The sequence below is a fragment of the Allostella sp. genome (assembly GCF_041913585.1).
Lineage (GTDB): Bacteria > Pseudomonadota > Alphaproteobacteria > ATCC43930 > Allostellaceae > Allostella.
Genome location: NZ_JAYSFE010000115.1, coordinates 1 through 14,815, shown reverse-complemented (window position 1 = coordinate 14,815; position 14,815 = coordinate 1). Strand labels below are relative to the sequence as shown.

Genomic DNA, 14,815 nt, shown 5'->3' with positions numbered 1-14,815 from the left:
GGGTGTCGGCGATCTCCAGCGCCTGCTCGCCGGCGTCGGGCTGGGAGATCAGCAGCTCGTCGACGTCGACGCCGAGCTTGCGGGCATAGGTCGGATCGAGCGCGTGCTCGGCATCGACGAAGGCGCAGGTGCCGCCGGCCTTCTGCGCCTCGGCCACGACATGCAGCGCCAGCGTCGTCTTGCCCGAGCTTTCCGGCCCGTAGATCTCGACCACCCGGCCGCGCGGCAGGCCGCCGATGCCGAGCGCGATGTCGAGCCCGAGCGAACCGGTCGACACCACGTCCGCCTCGCTCGCCGGGGTGCGGGCACCGAGCTTCATCACCGAGCCGCGGCCGAAGGCCCGTTCGATCTGGCCGAGCGCGGCCTCCAGGGCCTTGGTCTTGTCCACGGTTTCCTTGTCCACCAAACGCAGCGCGGCTTGCGACATAGTCCGGTCCCCTTATTCCACGCCCGGCGAGGCGATGCAACGAAGGGCACCGTACCCGATTTGTTCGCCCTCGTCGAGGGCGATTGTTCGTTGTTCGTTCTCCGGCGCTATGGCCGGAGAACCACGGTCGGACCGGCCGGCGGCCGGGATCAGTCGTCGCGGTGCGTGCGCTCCATGCGCTCGTGCCGCTCCTGTGCCTCGAGGCTGAGCGTCGCGATCGGCCGGGCCTCGAGCCGGCGCAGGCCGATCGGCTCGCTCGTCTCCTCGCAATAGCCGTAGCTGCCGTCCTCGATCCGCTCGAGCGCCGCGTCGATCTTGGCGATCAGCTTGCGCTCGCGGTCGCGGGTGCGCAGTTCGAGCGAGCGGTCCGTCTCCAGCGAGGCCCGGTCGGTCAGGTCGGGCTGGGACAGCGTGTCCTCCTTCAGGTGCTGCAGCGTCTCCGTCGATTCGCGCAGGAGCTCGGCCCGCCAGCGCAGCAGCTTCTGGCGGAAATACTCCCGCTGCAGCGCGCTCATGAACGGCTCGCGCTCGGTCGGCACGTAGCCGGGTGGCAGTTCGGGCCGCACGCCCGCGCCCGCGTCCCGGCGCTCGCCGCCGTCGAGCCCGCCGTTCCTGTAGACCTCGCCCGCCTTCGCCGCCACCGACGCGGTCAGGCCGACGAACTTGATATTCCCGGAATTTTCGCGATTGGAACCAGCCTTCACGGTCGCGCTCCTCCGCCCGTCCTCACGAGTAGGTGGTTAGCGATACTTCTACGATTGCTCAAGCGCGATTGCGTTACGGCGTGCGCCCAAGCGTGGCAGCAGTGGCGAAAGCAAGAGCAGTGCCGCCACGGCGAGGCAGGTCGCCGAAATCGGCCGCTCGACGAAGGTCAGGAAATCGCCCTGGGCGAGCAGCAGCGCCTTGCGCAGGTTGTTCTCCAGCATCGGCCCGAGCACGAAGGCCAGGACCAGCGGCGCCGGTTCGTAGCCGAACTTGCGCAGGAGCCAGCCGAGCACGCCGAACCCGACCATCAGGTAGACGTCGAAGATCGCTCCGGAGGCGGTGTAGACGCCGATGACGCAGAACAGCAGGATCAGCGGGAACAGGATGCGGTAGGGCACGCGCAGCACCTGGATCCACATGCCGATCAGCGGCAGGTTCAGGACCAGCAGCATGACGTTGCCGATATACATGCTGACGACGATGCCCCAGAAGAGATCGGGCTTCTGGGTCATCAGGAGCGGCCCCGGCTGCAGGCCGTGGACGATGAAGGCCCCCATCAGCAGCGCCAGCACGACGTTGGGCGGGATGCCGAGCGTCATCAGCGGGATGAACCCGCCCCCGGCGGCGGCGTTGTTGGCCGCCTCCGGCCCGGCGACGCCCTCGATTGCCCCCTTGCCGAAGCGCTCCGGGGTGCGCGACAGCCGCTTCTCCAGCCCGTAGGAGAGGAACGAGGAGATGACGGCGCCGCCGCCCGGCAGGATGCCGAGGACGAAGCCCAGCACCGAACCGCGGGCGAGCGGCCCGGCGCTCCGCCGCCAGTCGTCGCGGGTCGGCAGCAGGCCGGTGACGCGGCGCTGGAAGATCTCCCGCTTCACCTCCTGTTCGAGATTGGCGAGGATCTCGGCGACGCCGAACAGGCCCATGACGATCGGCACCAGGCCCAGCCCGTCGACCAGTTCCATGCGGTCGAAGGTGAGGCGCGGCACCGCGGTGATCGAGTCGAGCCCGACCAGCCCGAGCACGACGCCCAGCGTCGCCATCAGGAGCGCCTTCACCAGCGAGCCGTGCGACAGGTAGGCCAGGATCGAGAGGCCGAGCACCATCAGGCTGAAATACTCGGCCGGCCCGAAGCGGATGGCGAAGCGGGCCAGCGTCGGCGCCACCAGCATCAGGCCGACGACCGCCAGCGTGCCGGCGATGAACGAGCCGATCGCCGCCATGCCGAGGGCCGCCCCGGCGCGCCCCTGCCGCGCCATCTGATAGCCGTCGAGGCAGGTGACGACGGAGGCGGCCTCGCCCGGGATGTTGACGAGGATCGCCGTCGTCGAGCCGCCGTACATCGAGCCGTAATAGACGCCCGCCATCAGGATGATCGCCGACTCGGGCGGGATGGCGAAGGTCGCCGGCAGCAGCAGCGACATCGCCGCCACCGGGCCGATGCCCGGCAGCACCCCGATCAGCGTGCCGACGAAGACCCCGGCGAAGCAGTAGAGGAGGTTGACCGGCGCCAGCGCCACCTGGAAGCCGAGCGAGAGGCTGTGCAGCAGATCCATCGGCGGCTTCGGCCCGGCTCAGAGATGGAGGATGCCGCGCGGCAGGCCGACGCCGAGCCAGCGGTCGAAGACGAGGATGCAGGCGGCGGTCGCCAGCAGCGCGACCGCGAAAGCGGTCGCCGGCGGCGTCCGGTCGACCGCCAGCATCAGCACCAGCAGGAAGGCGAAGGTCGAGATGAGGAAACCCACCGGCAGCAGGGCCGCCGCATAGGCGGCGAGCGCCAGCACGGCGGCGACCGGCCGCCACCAGCGCGGCCCCGGCCACAGGCCGGCCAGCCGTCCCCCGCCCTCGCCCGCCGGACAGCGCCCGAGCTGGACGAGCGCCAGGCCGGCCATCAGCAGGCCGGCCCAGAACAGCAGGAATCCCGAGCCCGGGTCGTTGGGGGTGCCGAGCCGGAGTTCGTGGCCCTCGACGGCGACGAAGCCGCCGAGGGCCAGCCACACCAGGCCGCTCGGCAGGTCCGCCTTCACGGTCGCCGCCCCTTCCCGGCCCCGCCTACTTCTTCGCCAGCCCCAGCATCTCGACCAGCTTGGCCTGCTCGGCGATCGTCTCGCGCGCGAAGCGGTCGTAGTCGGCGGTCGACATGTAGGAGGGTTCCATGTCGAACTTCTTCATCGCCTCCGCATAGGCCGGCTCCTCCATGCCCTTCTTGAAGGCGTCGTGCAGCCGGGCGACGACCTTGGGGTCCATTCCCTTCGGGCCGGCGATGCCGAAGGGCGAGTTGGAGACGAGGTCGAACCCGGCCTCCTTCAGCGTCGGCACGTCGGGCCAGCGCTTGGAGCGCTCCTTGCCCCAGATCACCAGGAGGCGGAGTTCCTTGGCGTCGACGAGGCTGCCCCAGCCGGTCGAGTCGGCGACCGCCGAGACGTGCCCGCCGAGCACCGCCGCGTTGGTCTCGGCGCCGCCCTTGAAGGGAACGTGGGTGAACTTGACCCCGGCCATGGACGCGATCTGCTCCATGGTGATGTGCAGCGAGGTGCCGGCGCCGGGGGTGCCGTAGCTGATCTTGCCGGGGTTCGCCTTGGCGTCGGCGATCAGTTCGCCGAAGGTCTTCCACTTGGCGTCGGCCTTGACGACGACGCCGAACGTGTAGCCGGTGACGTTGAGGATGTAGGTGAAGTCCTTGGCCGGATCGAAGGCGGTCTTCACCATGTGGGGCAGCCGGAAGACCGTGATCGGCATCTGCGCCACGGTGTAGCCGTCCGGCTTGGCGGAGGCCGCCATCACCGCCGGGCCCGCGGTGCCGCTGGCGCCCGCCCGGTTCTCGACCACGATCGGCTGGCCGAGATGCTTGGAGGCCGCCTCGGCCAGCGCCCGCATGGTGAGGTCGCTGGAGCCGCCGGCCGGCCAGGGCACGATGAAGGTGACCGGCTTCGCGGGATAGGTGTCGGCGACGGCGGCGCCGGACAGGGCGAGGACGCCGAAGGCGGCGGACAGAATCGTCCTGCGGTCGAACATGTGCTCCTCCCGGGTGTTCTATTCTTGGGCGCGGATACTACGGATTCGCGCCGGGCGAAGCGACCGGAAGTTGGGGGCGCGGCGTTCGGGCGCCGCCGCGCCCCGCCGTCTCACGACCGCGCGACCACCCCCGACACCGTCCGCGACAACAGGCTCGACAGGCCGAGCACGATCAGCAGGATCACCGACTGCAGGACGCTGAAGGCGGCCGTGGCCCCGGCATTGCCGCCCTCGTAGAGATCGAGGAGCAGCACCGCCATGACGATCGTGTCGTTGGTGAAGAGGAAGAGCGACGAGCCGAGTTCGCGGATCGCCAGGATGAAGAGCAGCGTCATGCCGGCGACGACGCCCGGCCGGGCGATCGGCAGGACGATGCGCACGATCGTCTGGAGCGTGCCGCGGCCGCAGATCCGCGACGCCTCCTCCAGCTCCTTGTGGATCTGCATCAGCGAACTCGACAGCACCTTCAGCGTGTCGGGCAGGAAGCGGGCGACGAGCGCCAGCGCCAGGATCCAGGTCGTGCCCCAGAGCCCGCCCGGCAGGCCGATCCACGCCCAGAGATAGGCGACGCCGACGACGAGGCCCGGGATGGCGACCGGCGCCGTCGCCAGCATGTCGAGCAGGCGCCGTCCGGGCAGCAGGGTGCGGGTCACGGTGTAGCCGATGGCGAAGGCGAGCGCGCCGCCGACGAAGGCGGTGATGAGCCCGACCTCGATCGTGTTCCAGATCGAGCGCCAGACGATCTCGGTGCCGAGCAGCCGCTCGAAATGCAGCAGCGAATAGTGCTTCGTCTCGAACAGGCTGGCGAGGTTCGGCACGAACATGAAGCGGCGGAACGAGGCGATGAGGAGCGCCGCGCACGGCAGCACGACGACGACGAAGAGATAGACGACCGCCAGCCCGAGCGTGAACCAGCGCCAGCGCCCGAGATTGAGCTCGCGCGGCTTGAAGGACTTGCCGGTGACGGTGACGAAGCTGCGTCTCGACAGCACGCGCTGCTGCAGCCAGACGCAGACCGCGGTGACGACGATCAGCAGGATGGCGACCGCGGCGGCGGTGTTGAAGAGCGGCGGCGACCAGGAGGTGAGCGCGAAGATGTAGGTGGTCAGCACGCTGATCTTGGCCGGCGTGCCCAGCACCGCCGGAATGCCGTAGATGCCGAGCATGACGATGAAGGTGAGCAGCATGCTGGACAGGATCGCCGGCGCCACCAGGGGAAAGGTGATGGTCAGCATGGTGCGCAGCGGCCCCGAGCCCGAGACCTCCGCCGCCTCCTCCAGCGACGGGTCCATGTTCTTCAGGGTCGAGACCACGAACATGTAGACGTAGGGGGCGTAATACATGCCGAAGACCGCGATCACCCCGGCCATGCTGTAGAGGTTGATGCGGAAATCGAGCCCCAGCTGCTTGAAGAGGGTGTTGAAGAGCCCGGTCGTCGGCGAGCCCAGGATCGACCACGCGACCGCCCCCACCAGCGGCGGCACGAAGAGCGGCATGATGCCGGCGCTTTCGATCAGCCGCTTGCAGGGGGTGTTGGTGCGGGCGACGATCCAGGCGAAGCCGACGCCGATGACCAGCGCCACCGCCGTCCCGGCGGCGCAGATGACGAGGGTGTTGACCATCGCCGTCTGGACGCTCGAATTCCCGAGCACGGCGGTGAAGTTGCCGACCGACAGGTCGAAGCGGCCGAAGCCGTCGACGATCGGGTTGGTCCGGGTGAGCGCGCCCAGCAGCAGCATCGCCACCGGATAGGCGACGAGGAAGAGCAGCACCACCAGCAGCGCTCCGGTCCAGATCCGCCCCGGCCAGCGGCCGGAAAACCCCCGGGCGGGCCGCGCCTGCGCCCCCGCCGCCTCGGCCGTCGTCGTCGCCATCCGGTCCCTCCCCTCGTGCCTCTCGTTGTCGGCCGGCCGGTCGTTGCCGGCGCCCCCATCCGGAGCTGCCCTGTCCGGAGCTGCCCTGTCCGGATCTACATCGGGTGATCGCGCCCGTGCAGGGCGGCGGAGCGCATGATCCGCTCGCGCGTGCCGGCATGGACGACGTGACTCTGCGGTTCGATGCCGAGCATCTGGGCGATGTCGCCCGCCGCCGCGACCGCCGCCTCGGTCGAGACGCCGGTGTCGATGCCCATCGAATTCAGCATGTGGACGATGTCCTCGGTCGGCAGGTTGCCGACGGACGCCATCGAGGTCGGCGTCATGATGCCGCCGCCGATGCCGCAGATGCTGCCCTCGACGAACAAGGCCCCGGCGTCGATCGCCGCCAGGATGTTGGCGGTGCCGGTGCCGGCGAGGTTGTGGACGTGGAATCCGAGCTCGACGTCGGCGTGGCGGTCGAGGATGCGGCGGAACAGCCGGCCGACATGGGCGGGATCCTCCATCCCGAGCGAGCCCGCGAGATAGAAGCGGCGGATGCCGGCCGCCCGGAAGCGATCGACGAGGTCGATCACCCGATCCTCCGGGATCAGCCCGTCATAGGCGCACCAGAACGACATCCCGATCGCCAGCAGGAACGGGATGCCGGCCGCGTCGGCGATGCGGAAGGTCTCGATCGCCGCGTCGACGCCCTGGGCGATCGTCATGTTCTGGTTCTTGCGGTTGTAGGCCTCGCTCGCGGTGATGAGGCCCAGGACCTCGTCGACCCGGGCCGCCACCGCGCGCTGCGCGCCGCGCGGGTTGGGCGCCTGGCCGCGATAGACGGTGCCCGGCCGCCGCCGGATCCGTTCCATCACCGCCTCGGCGTCCCGGAGGTGCGGGATGACCCGCGGGTGCGCGAAGTTGGTGACCTCGATCACCGGGAATCCCGCCTCCGACAACCGGTCGACCATCGCCACCTTGACGTCGGTGTCGACCCAGCGGTGGAAGCTCTGCAGCCCGTCGCGCGCGGCGACGTCGACGACGGTCATGCGGTCGGGAAGGGTCAGCATCGCCGGCCTCCGGTCACAGCGTCAGCCCGGCGGCGCGGACCTCGTCCTCGGTGAAGCCGAGTTCGCCGACCAGCACCTCGCGATTGTGGATGCCCAGCTTCGGCCCGGCATGGGCGACGCGCCCCGGGGTCGCCGACAGCTTGCCGACGACGTTCTGGAAGCGGACCGGACCGCCGAGTTCCGGGTCGTCGACGGTGACGATGTTCTCGCGCGCCCGATAGTGCGGGTCCTCGTAGATCTGGCGGATGTCGTTGACCGGCGCGACCGTCGCGTCGGCGGCGAGGAAGCGGCGGAGCAGTTCGTCGTAGTCCAGCCTCGCGATCGCCTCGGCCATCACCTGGTCCAGGGCATGGACGTTGGTGAGGCGCAGCCGGTTGTTGAGGAAACGCGGATCCTTCGGCACGTCCGCGATTTCCAGCGCCTCGCACATGCGCTCGAAGGTCGACTGCGCGGCGCCGGCGATGGCGACATAGCGGCCGTCGCGGGTGCGGTAGCAGTTCCGCGGCGCGGTGAAGTTGTGCAGGCTGCCGGTGCGCTCCTGGACGATGCCGAGCTGGTCGAAATTGACCGCGTGCGGCCCCATCAGGGTGAACAGCGGCTCGTAGAGGGCGAGGTCGATGTACTGCCCGCGTCCGCCGTTGTTGGCGCGCCCCTGCAGGGCCACCATGCAGAGATAGGCGCCCATCAGCCCCGCCGTCGAATCGGCGAGACCGAAGGAGGGCAGGATCGGCGGCCGGTCGGGGAAGCCGTTGGTGTAGGCGAAACCCGAATAGGCTTCGGCCAGCGTACCGAACCCGGGGCGCTGGCGGTTGGGGCCGGTCTGGCCGAAGCCGGTGATCCGCAGCATGACCAGCTTCGGATTGATCGCCGACAGCACCTCCCAGCCGATGCCCCAGCGCTCCAGCGTCCCCGGCCGGAAATTCTCGCAGACGATGTCGGCGTCCTTCACCAGCCGTTTCACCGCCTCGACGCCGAACGGCGTGCGCATGTCGACGGTGACCGAGCGCTTGTTGCGGTTGATGACCTTGTAATAGAGCCCGACCCCGTCCTTGTCGTTGCCCCAGTAGCGCATCTCGTCGCCGCTGTCCGGCCGCTCGACCTTGACGACGTCGGCGCCGAAATCGGCCATGAACATCGAGGCGATCGGCGCGGCCAGGAAGCAGGAGAGGTCGACGACCCGGATGCCGGCGAGCGGGAGCGGCGGGGCGGACGCAGGCGTCGTGGCGGCGGTCATCGTTTCTTCCCGTTTCCTGCTTGTCTGTTCGTCAGACAATACGTAGCCTCGTCTTGGGGGGTCAATGCACCCGCTGCGCCCTGGCACAAATCTGGCCGAGGCGAGTCGACGGAACCTGGCCCCGTCCCCACGTCCAACCACGAGGCGGACGGTCCGAGGCCGACATCGCCCAGGCGCACCCTCGAGAGTGACGCCGACAACGAACCCGGAGGAGACGCGGATCCCATGTCCAGTCTGACGAAAATCGTGCGTGCCGCCCTTCCCGCCCTGGCGGTGCTGGCCTTCGGCGCGGGCGCCGCATCGGCGCAGGACTGCTGCCCCAAGGCGCTGGTCGACGCCGCGAACAAGGAGGGCAAGCTCGTCCTCTACACGGCGCTCCTGCTCGACAGCGAGCAGATCGTGATGAAGGAGTTCAACAAGAAGTTCCCGGGCGTGAAGGTCGACATCGTCCGCGCCCCCGGCGCCCGGCTCTTCACCCGCATCGAGACCGAGGCGGCGGCGGGCAAGCTCGGCGCCGACGTCATCGACTTGACCGACCTCGGCCTCGCCAAGCGCATCGAGAACGTCTTCGCCGACTACGCGCCGCCCAACGCGGACCAGTGGCAGAAGGAGACGATGATCTCGCCCAAGCTGTGGCCGCGCACCGTCCATGTCTATGCGCTGGCCTACAACGTCGCCCTGCTGAACAACCCGCCCAAGTCCTGGAAGGACATGACCAACCCCGCCTACAAGGGGAAGATGGGTCTGGTCATCGCCGGGTCGGGCGGCACCACCTGGACCAAGGCCATGTTCCAGCGCCAGGTGCTGGGCGAGGACTACTGGAAGGCGGTCGCCGCCGTGGAGCCGCGGCTCTACGAGAGCAACGGCCCGCTCGCCACCGCCGTGGTCAGCGGCGAGGTGCAGGTGGCGATGCTGCTGGTCAACGCCACCCTGCCGCTGAAGCAGGACGGCGCGCCGATCGAGGTCGTCTACCCGACCGAGGGCCTGCCGACGACGCCGGGCGCGGCCGGCATCACCAAGACCGCCGCCAACCCCAACGCCGCCAAGCTCTTCCTCAACTGGTTCCTCTCGCTCGAGGGGCAGAACGCGATGGTCGGCAAGCTCGGCTTCGTCTCGCTCCTCAAGGGCGCCAACGTTCCGCCCGGCGCCCCCAAGGACATCAAGCTGTGGATTCCGAACAAGACCGAGTACGAGCAGCTCCGCGACAAGTGGATCGCCGACTGGAACGTCGTCTACAAGTACCGCCAGTGACCGGCTGAAGGGAGCAGTCGCGCCATGTCGGCGGATCTCACCGTCGAGGAGCTCGAGAAGAGCTTCGCACCCGGCCTCCGACCGGCGGTCGATCGGGTCTCCTTCCATGTTCCCGCCGGCGAGATCGTCGTCCTGCTGGGCCCTTCGGGGTGCGGCAAGACGACGACGCTCCGGATGGTCGCCGGCCTGGAGCGGCCGACCGGTGGGGTCATCTCGATCGGCGGGCGCGTCGTGGCGCGGGCGGCGACGGGGCAACTCGTCCCCGCCCAGCACCGCGAGATCGGCATGGTCTTCCAGTCCTACGCCGTCTGGCCGCACATGACGGTGCAGGAGAACGTCGCCTACCCGCTGCGCCACCGGAAGGTGTCGCGCGCCGACATCCGCACCAAGGTCGCCCAGGCCCTCGAACTGGTCGGGCTCGAGGATTATGCCGGCCGCTCGGTCACCGCCCTGTCGGGCGGCCAGATGCAGCGGGTGGCGCTGGCCCGCGCCCTCGTCTACCAGCCGCAACTGCTGCTGCTGGACGAGCCGCTCTCCAACCTCGACGCCAAGCTCCGCCTGCGACTGCGCGACGACCTGCGCCGCATCATCAAGGAGACGGGGGTGACGGCGCTCTACGTCACCCACGACCAGGCGGAGGCGGTGGTGCTGGGCGACCGCATCGGCGTCATGCGCGACGGCCACCTCCTGCAGATGAGCGACCCGGTCACCCTCTACAACCGGCCGGCCGACCTCTTCGTCGCCAACTTCACCGGCGCCTCCAACATGCTGGAAGGACGGGTGGGCGAAGGCGGCCGGTCGATCGTGCTGCCGGGTGGCGGCGTGCTACCGGCCGAGATTCCGGCCGGCGCCCGGACCGGCGAGGCTGCGGTCGTCGCCATCCGGCCGGAGAACCTGCTGCTGAGCGCGCCCGGCAACGAGGGCGCGGGGCTGCACGGAACGGTGGTGGCGGAGACCTTCCACGGCACCCAGACCGTCTATCAGGTCGAAGCCCTGGGCGTGACGCTGGAGGCGGTGGAGATGGGCACGGTGCCGCGCTTCGCGCCCGGCGCCGCCGTCGCCATCCAGGTGCCGGCCGCCGCCTGCCGGGTGTTCACCGGCCGCGCGGCCGAGCGCACCGGCATCGACGCCGAGGGTCGCGGCGGGCACTGACGGGCCCGCCCGGGCGGCCGCCCGGACCCAGCAACCGGTTGGACTGGCGCGGGTCGCGCGCGACGTTCGGAGGGGCCGGAGGGTGGCCTCCGGTCCGGACGGGGGCTCTTGCGCGGTCGTCCGTCCGGGTACGGCTGCACGGGCCGTCGGTCTTCGCGCTCTACCCGCGAGACCGCTATCGGCCGGCGCGCGTCCGCGCCCTGCTGCAGCTCCTTCGACCGAAGCCGTCCCCGTCCGGCGGCCTTCCGGTCGGATAGGCCCGGGGATCCTCCACCGGCATTGCCGGCGCGCGCCCGGATCTACTCGACCGCGCGAACCTCGCCCGTGGTGCCGTCGACGGCGATGGTCTCGCCGTCGCGCATGTTGCCCCAGAACTCCTGCGGCACGTCCGAGACGATGGGGATGCCGGCCAGAATCGCACCCTGGACGACGCTCGGATCGGGCGCGTCGCGGCTGACGATGGCGACCGGGTGATTGCCGTGCTTGAAGAGCTGGTAGAGGAACCGCCACGCCCCGGCCGAGCCGCGGCTGTAGGGAAAGACCAGCACCGTGCCCTTGACCGAGCGGCCGTGGACGCTGGGCAGGTCGCCGACGACGGTGCCGGTGTTGATGTCGACGTCGCCGAGGAACGAGATCGCCTCGGTGGCGATCAGGACCGGCCCGGCGGCCTGCCCCTCGACGATGCCGCGCCCGCGGATGCTGCCGGTCATGCCGCCCTCCCGTGCCGGACGAAGCGTCCGGTCAGTGCCGTCTCGATCGCCTCGGCCGTGCCGGTCAGCAGCGTGTCGCAGCGGATCATGTCGCGGACATACTTCGCCTGCTTGGCGGAATCGACGACGATCGCCCGCAAGGGCGGCGGCACCACGCCGAGCGCGGGATCGGGCGAGACGGTGCGCGCGAAATGGCACGAGATCGGACAGGTGTCGGAGATCACCTTGGCCCCGGCCGCCTCCAGCACGCGCACGATGCCCGCCTCCTCCGCCATCCGCCGGACGGGGCGGCTGGTCGTCACCCAGAGTTCCATCCCCGCGGCGATCCGCTTGCCGTCGAGCAGCCGGCCATACTCCTTCATCTCCTCGAAGGAGGCGTGCGGGCAGCCGACATGGACGATGTCGAAGGCACCGTCGCCGCGGGTGCAGAAATAGTCGTAAACGGCGTCGAGATCGGCCCGTCGGGCGTCGACCGCCGCGTCCGGCACCCGGCCGCCGAAGGCCTGCGCCGCGGTCGCATAGGGCGGCGTCACGCCGGGAACGACGAAGAGCGCGACGCCGCCCGAGGTCGCCAGTGCCGCCCCCAGCGCGTCGAGCTCGTCGAGGCTCGGCCGCCGCTCGAAGCCCTCGAACACCGGGACGCCCTCGCCGACGATGCGGCCGACGTGGAAGCCCAGCGCCGAGAAGTCGGTGACCGAGCGGAGCGGCGTGTCGACCCGCACCAGGTGCGTGCCGCGCCGGTTCTCGTCGAGATGGTAGCCGAAGAGGGGATAGCGGCCGGTGATGCCGGCATAGACGGCGAAGAACCCGTCGCGGTTGCTGCGCGCGCCCAGCACGGAATTGCAGAAGATCGTGACCGTCGATTCGATCGAGGTCATGTGGGTGTTCCAGGTCGGCCAGTGGCCGGCCCAGTAGGGCGTGCAGGTGAAGGTGCAGGCCGCCCCCAGGCGGTGCTGGGCGTCGGCGGCCCGCTGCTGAAGGCGGGCGAGGCTCTCCGGCGCGCCGGTCGCCTGCCAGTTGACGGTGTCGGCGTTGGCGATGTTGACCGACGAGGGCACCGCCATGGTCGCGCCGAGGTCGGCCAGATCCTCCATCAGCTCGACATCGTGCAGGTAGAGGGCCATGCCGGCATGGATGTGGGCATAGCCGATCTCGACCATGCGCTCGGCCCCGAAGGCGCGGCCGAGCTGCACCAGCCCCGACATCGCCTTCTGCTTCGCCGGCCCCTCGCCGCCGTCGAGCATCCGCTGTTCCGCCGCCGTCAGCCGCATCCCGTCACCTCCCCAGTCGCCGCAGGATAGACCGGGCCGGGCGTCGCAGCCCAGACGCCCTCGCCGCGGCCCGTCCGTTGTCGCCGTCCCGCCACCCTCCTAGATTGGCGGCCGTCTTGGCAACCCGATCGGACGATCATTCCATGGAACCCAACGGCTCGCGCATCGCCCATGGCGGCAAGGCGGTCTTCGGCGCCCGCCTCGGCATCCTCATGCTGGAGGCGCAGTTCCCGCGCATCCCGGGGGACATGGGCAATGCCCGCACCTGGCCCTTCCCGGTGCTCTACAAGGTGGTGTCCGGCGCCTCGCCCGACCGGGTGGTGCGGCGCAAGGCCGAGGGCCTGCTGCCCGACTTCCTCGAGGCCGCGGCCGAACTGGTCCGCCTCGGCGCCGACGGGATCACCACCAACTGCGGGTTCCTGTCGCTCTACCAGCGCGAGATCGCGGCCCATGTCGGGGTGCCGGTCGCGACCTCGAGCCTGATGCAGGTGCCGATGGTGCAGGCGACCCTGCCGCCGGGCCGGAAGGTCGGCATCCTGACGATCAGCGCCGCCTCGATGACCCGGGCCCACCTCGAGGCCGCCGGCGTCGATCCCGCGACTCCGGTGATGGGCACCGACGCCGGCCGCGAGTTCAGCCGCGCCATCATCGAGAACGAGCCGTCGATGGACGTGGCGGCGGCAGAGGCCGACATCCTCGAATTCGGCGCCAGGCTGGCGGCGAGCGACCCGGCGATCGGCGCCATCGTCCTGGAATGCACCAACATGGCGCCCTATGCCGCGGCGCTCCGCACCCATGTCGGACTGCCGGTCTTCGACATCTACAGCTTCATCAGCTGGTTCCATGCCGGACTGTCGCCGCGCGACTTCGGCCATCCGGCAAGCGCCCCCCGCCCCTGGCGCGAGCGCGGCAGCGACGCGTGAGCGCAGCCGGCGCCGATTGACAGGCGGCGGCCCAGGGCTTGCAATGCCGATCAGCCGACCAACAGGCTCGGGCCGGTCGCGGGCTCGCCGCGCCGGAGACAACGACGGGAGACGGACGATGATGCGCAAATCGCTGCTGGCGGCCGGGATGGGCGCCGCCCTCACCTTCACCGGCCACGCCTCGGCCCAGACCATCGAGTTCGTCGCCGGCCAGCTCGGCGGCGGCTGGTACACGATGTCGTCCGGCATGGCGAAGATGATGCAGGACAAGAATCCGGGGCTCACCGTCAAGGTCGTCCCCGGCGGCGGCACCGCCAACCCGTCCAAGATCCAGCAGGGCCAGAGCCAGCTCGGCATGGGCCTCGACATCTTCGCCAAGGCGGCCCGCGACGGCACCGGCATCTACAACGGCCGCAAGCACGACAAGGTCGTGATGATCGGCCAGAGCTTCTCCGACAACTACGTCCACTTCCTCAAGGCGGCCAATGCGCCCTACGGCTTCGAGGACGTGTTCAAGCAGAAGAACGTCAAGATCGGCGTCACCAAGGCCGGCTCGTCGGACGAGATGACCTACCGCTTCGTCATGGAAGAGTACGGCCTCAGCTACGACAAGCAGCGCGCCAACGGCTGGAAGATCGTCCAGGGCGACTACAACGAGCTGGCCTCCGCCTACAAGGACGGCCAGGTCGACTATGTGTTCCTGGTGCTGGGCATCCCGGGTGCAGCCGTGATCGACATGGGCACGGGCCGCAAGGGCGAACTGATGCAGTGGCCGAAGCCGCTCTCCGAGACCCTGATGAAGAAGTACGGCTATTCGCCGGCGACCTTCCCCAAGACCACCTACCCGGCCTTCCAGACCGCCGACGTCCAGGCGATCCTGATGGCGACGACCCTGATGGCGTCGAGCGACCTCTCCGAGGACGTCGCCTACAAGGTGACCAAGACGCTCTGCGAGGGCACGGCCGAACTGCCGAAGATCCATGCCAGCATGAACGTCTTCAAGTGCGAGACGGCGGTGAAGGTCCAGCCGGTCCCGGTCCATCCCGGCGCCATGAAGTACTACAAGGAAAAGGGCTTCAGCTCCTAGCGCGACCGTTTCCCGCGCGACCCCGCCCCATCCCGGGCGGGGTCGCGGCATTTCCGGCAGCGACAGGAGGACTGCGATGCGCCGTCTGACGGGACCGACCGCCATCGCCATCGGCAT

The 14,815-nt window shown here is 69.8% G+C and carries 14 protein-coding genes; 4 read left to right on the top strand and 10 right to left on the bottom strand.

Going from position 1 to position 14,815, the window contains the following annotated elements:
* From ACE3Q3_RS18750 to ACE3Q3_RS18715, 8 genes are all read right to left on the bottom strand, one after another.
* Nucleotides 1-427: ATPase domain-containing protein (locus tag ACE3Q3_RS18750; protein WP_374448690.1), on the bottom strand; the 427-nt coding region annotated here is incomplete at its 3' end.
* A gap of 149 nt (nt 428-576) precedes the next feature.
* A complete protein-coding gene (dksA, locus tag ACE3Q3_RS18745; RefSeq protein ID WP_374448691.1) occupies nt 577-993 on the bottom strand; it encodes an RNA polymerase-binding protein DksA in 417 nt (138 codons plus the stop codon).
* A 186-nt stretch (nt 994-1,179) separates the two neighbouring features.
* Nucleotides 1,180-2,685 carry a tripartite tricarboxylate transporter permease gene (locus ACE3Q3_RS18740; protein ID WP_374448689.1) on the bottom strand — a complete coding sequence of 502 codons (1,506 nt, stop codon included), beginning with the start codon at nt 2,683-2,685 and terminating at the stop codon, nt 1,180-1,182.
* Between the two features lie 18 nt (nt 2,686-2,703).
* The gene (locus ACE3Q3_RS18735; protein ID WP_374448688.1) at nt 2,704-3,156 is read right to left on the bottom strand and encodes a tripartite tricarboxylate transporter TctB family protein; all 453 of its coding nucleotides are present in this window, start codon (nt 3,154-3,156) and stop codon (nt 2,704-2,706) included.
* A gap of 25 nt (nt 3,157-3,181) precedes the next feature.
* Nucleotides 3,182-4,144 (bottom strand): tripartite tricarboxylate transporter substrate binding protein, encoded by a 963-nt coding sequence (locus ACE3Q3_RS18730; protein WP_374448686.1) that lies wholly within the window; start codon nt 4,142-4,144, stop codon nt 3,182-3,184.
* Nucleotides 4,145-4,254: 110 nt separating this feature from the next.
* Nucleotides 4,255-6,018, bottom strand: coding sequence for an ABC transporter permease (locus tag ACE3Q3_RS18725; RefSeq protein WP_374448685.1), 1,764 nt, complete (start codon nt 6,016-6,018; stop codon nt 4,255-4,257).
* A 95-nt stretch (nt 6,019-6,113) separates the two neighbouring features.
* Nucleotides 6,114-7,070, bottom strand: coding sequence for a hypothetical protein (locus ACE3Q3_RS18720; protein WP_374448684.1), 957 nt, complete (start codon nt 7,068-7,070; stop codon nt 6,114-6,116).
* Between the two features lie 13 nt (nt 7,071-7,083).
* Nucleotides 7,084-8,304 carry a CaiB/BaiF CoA transferase family protein gene (locus ACE3Q3_RS18715; protein WP_374448682.1) on the bottom strand — a complete coding sequence of 407 codons (1,221 nt, stop codon included), beginning with the start codon at nt 8,302-8,304 and terminating at the stop codon, nt 7,084-7,086.
* Nucleotides 8,305-8,529: 225 nt separating this feature from the next.
* Here ACE3Q3_RS18715 and ACE3Q3_RS18710 point away from each other — a divergent pair, with 225 nt between their 5' ends.
* The gene (locus tag ACE3Q3_RS18710) at nt 8,530-9,555 is read left to right on the top strand and encodes an ABC transporter substrate-binding protein (RefSeq protein WP_374448681.1); all 1,026 of its coding nucleotides are present in this window, start codon (nt 8,530-8,532) and stop codon (nt 9,553-9,555) included.
* Nucleotides 9,556-9,579: 24 nt separating this feature from the next.
* The gene (locus ACE3Q3_RS18705; protein ID WP_374448678.1) at nt 9,580-10,707 is read left to right on the top strand and encodes an ABC transporter ATP-binding protein; all 1,128 of its coding nucleotides are present in this window, start codon (nt 9,580-9,582) and stop codon (nt 10,705-10,707) included.
* Between the two features lie 299 nt (nt 10,708-11,006).
* Here ACE3Q3_RS18705 and ACE3Q3_RS18700 read toward each other — a convergent pair whose 3' ends face one another.
* Together ACE3Q3_RS18700 and ACE3Q3_RS18695 are read right to left on the bottom strand one after the other, a co-directional pair.
* Nucleotides 11,007-11,417, bottom strand: coding sequence for an aconitase X swivel domain-containing protein (locus ACE3Q3_RS18700; RefSeq protein WP_374448676.1), 411 nt, complete (start codon nt 11,415-11,417; stop codon nt 11,007-11,009).
* Nucleotides 11,414-12,688 (bottom strand): aconitase X, encoded by a 1,275-nt coding sequence (locus tag ACE3Q3_RS18695; RefSeq protein ID WP_374448674.1) that lies wholly within the window; start codon nt 12,686-12,688, stop codon nt 11,414-11,416. The genes ACE3Q3_RS18700 and ACE3Q3_RS18695 overlap by 4 nt, the downstream gene beginning before the upstream one ends.
* A gap of 143 nt (nt 12,689-12,831) precedes the next feature.
* Between ACE3Q3_RS18695 and ACE3Q3_RS18690 the strand changes: the two genes are divergently transcribed.
* Nucleotides 12,832-13,611: an aspartate/glutamate racemase family protein gene (locus tag ACE3Q3_RS18690; protein WP_374448672.1), complete on the top strand. Its 780-nt coding sequence runs from the start codon at nt 12,832-12,834 to the stop codon at nt 13,609-13,611.
* A gap of 118 nt (nt 13,612-13,729) precedes the next feature.
* Nucleotides 13,730-14,698, top strand: coding sequence for a TAXI family TRAP transporter solute-binding subunit (locus ACE3Q3_RS18685; protein ID WP_374448670.1), 969 nt, complete (start codon nt 13,730-13,732; stop codon nt 14,696-14,698).
* Nucleotides 14,699-14,815 lie beyond the last annotated feature (117 nt).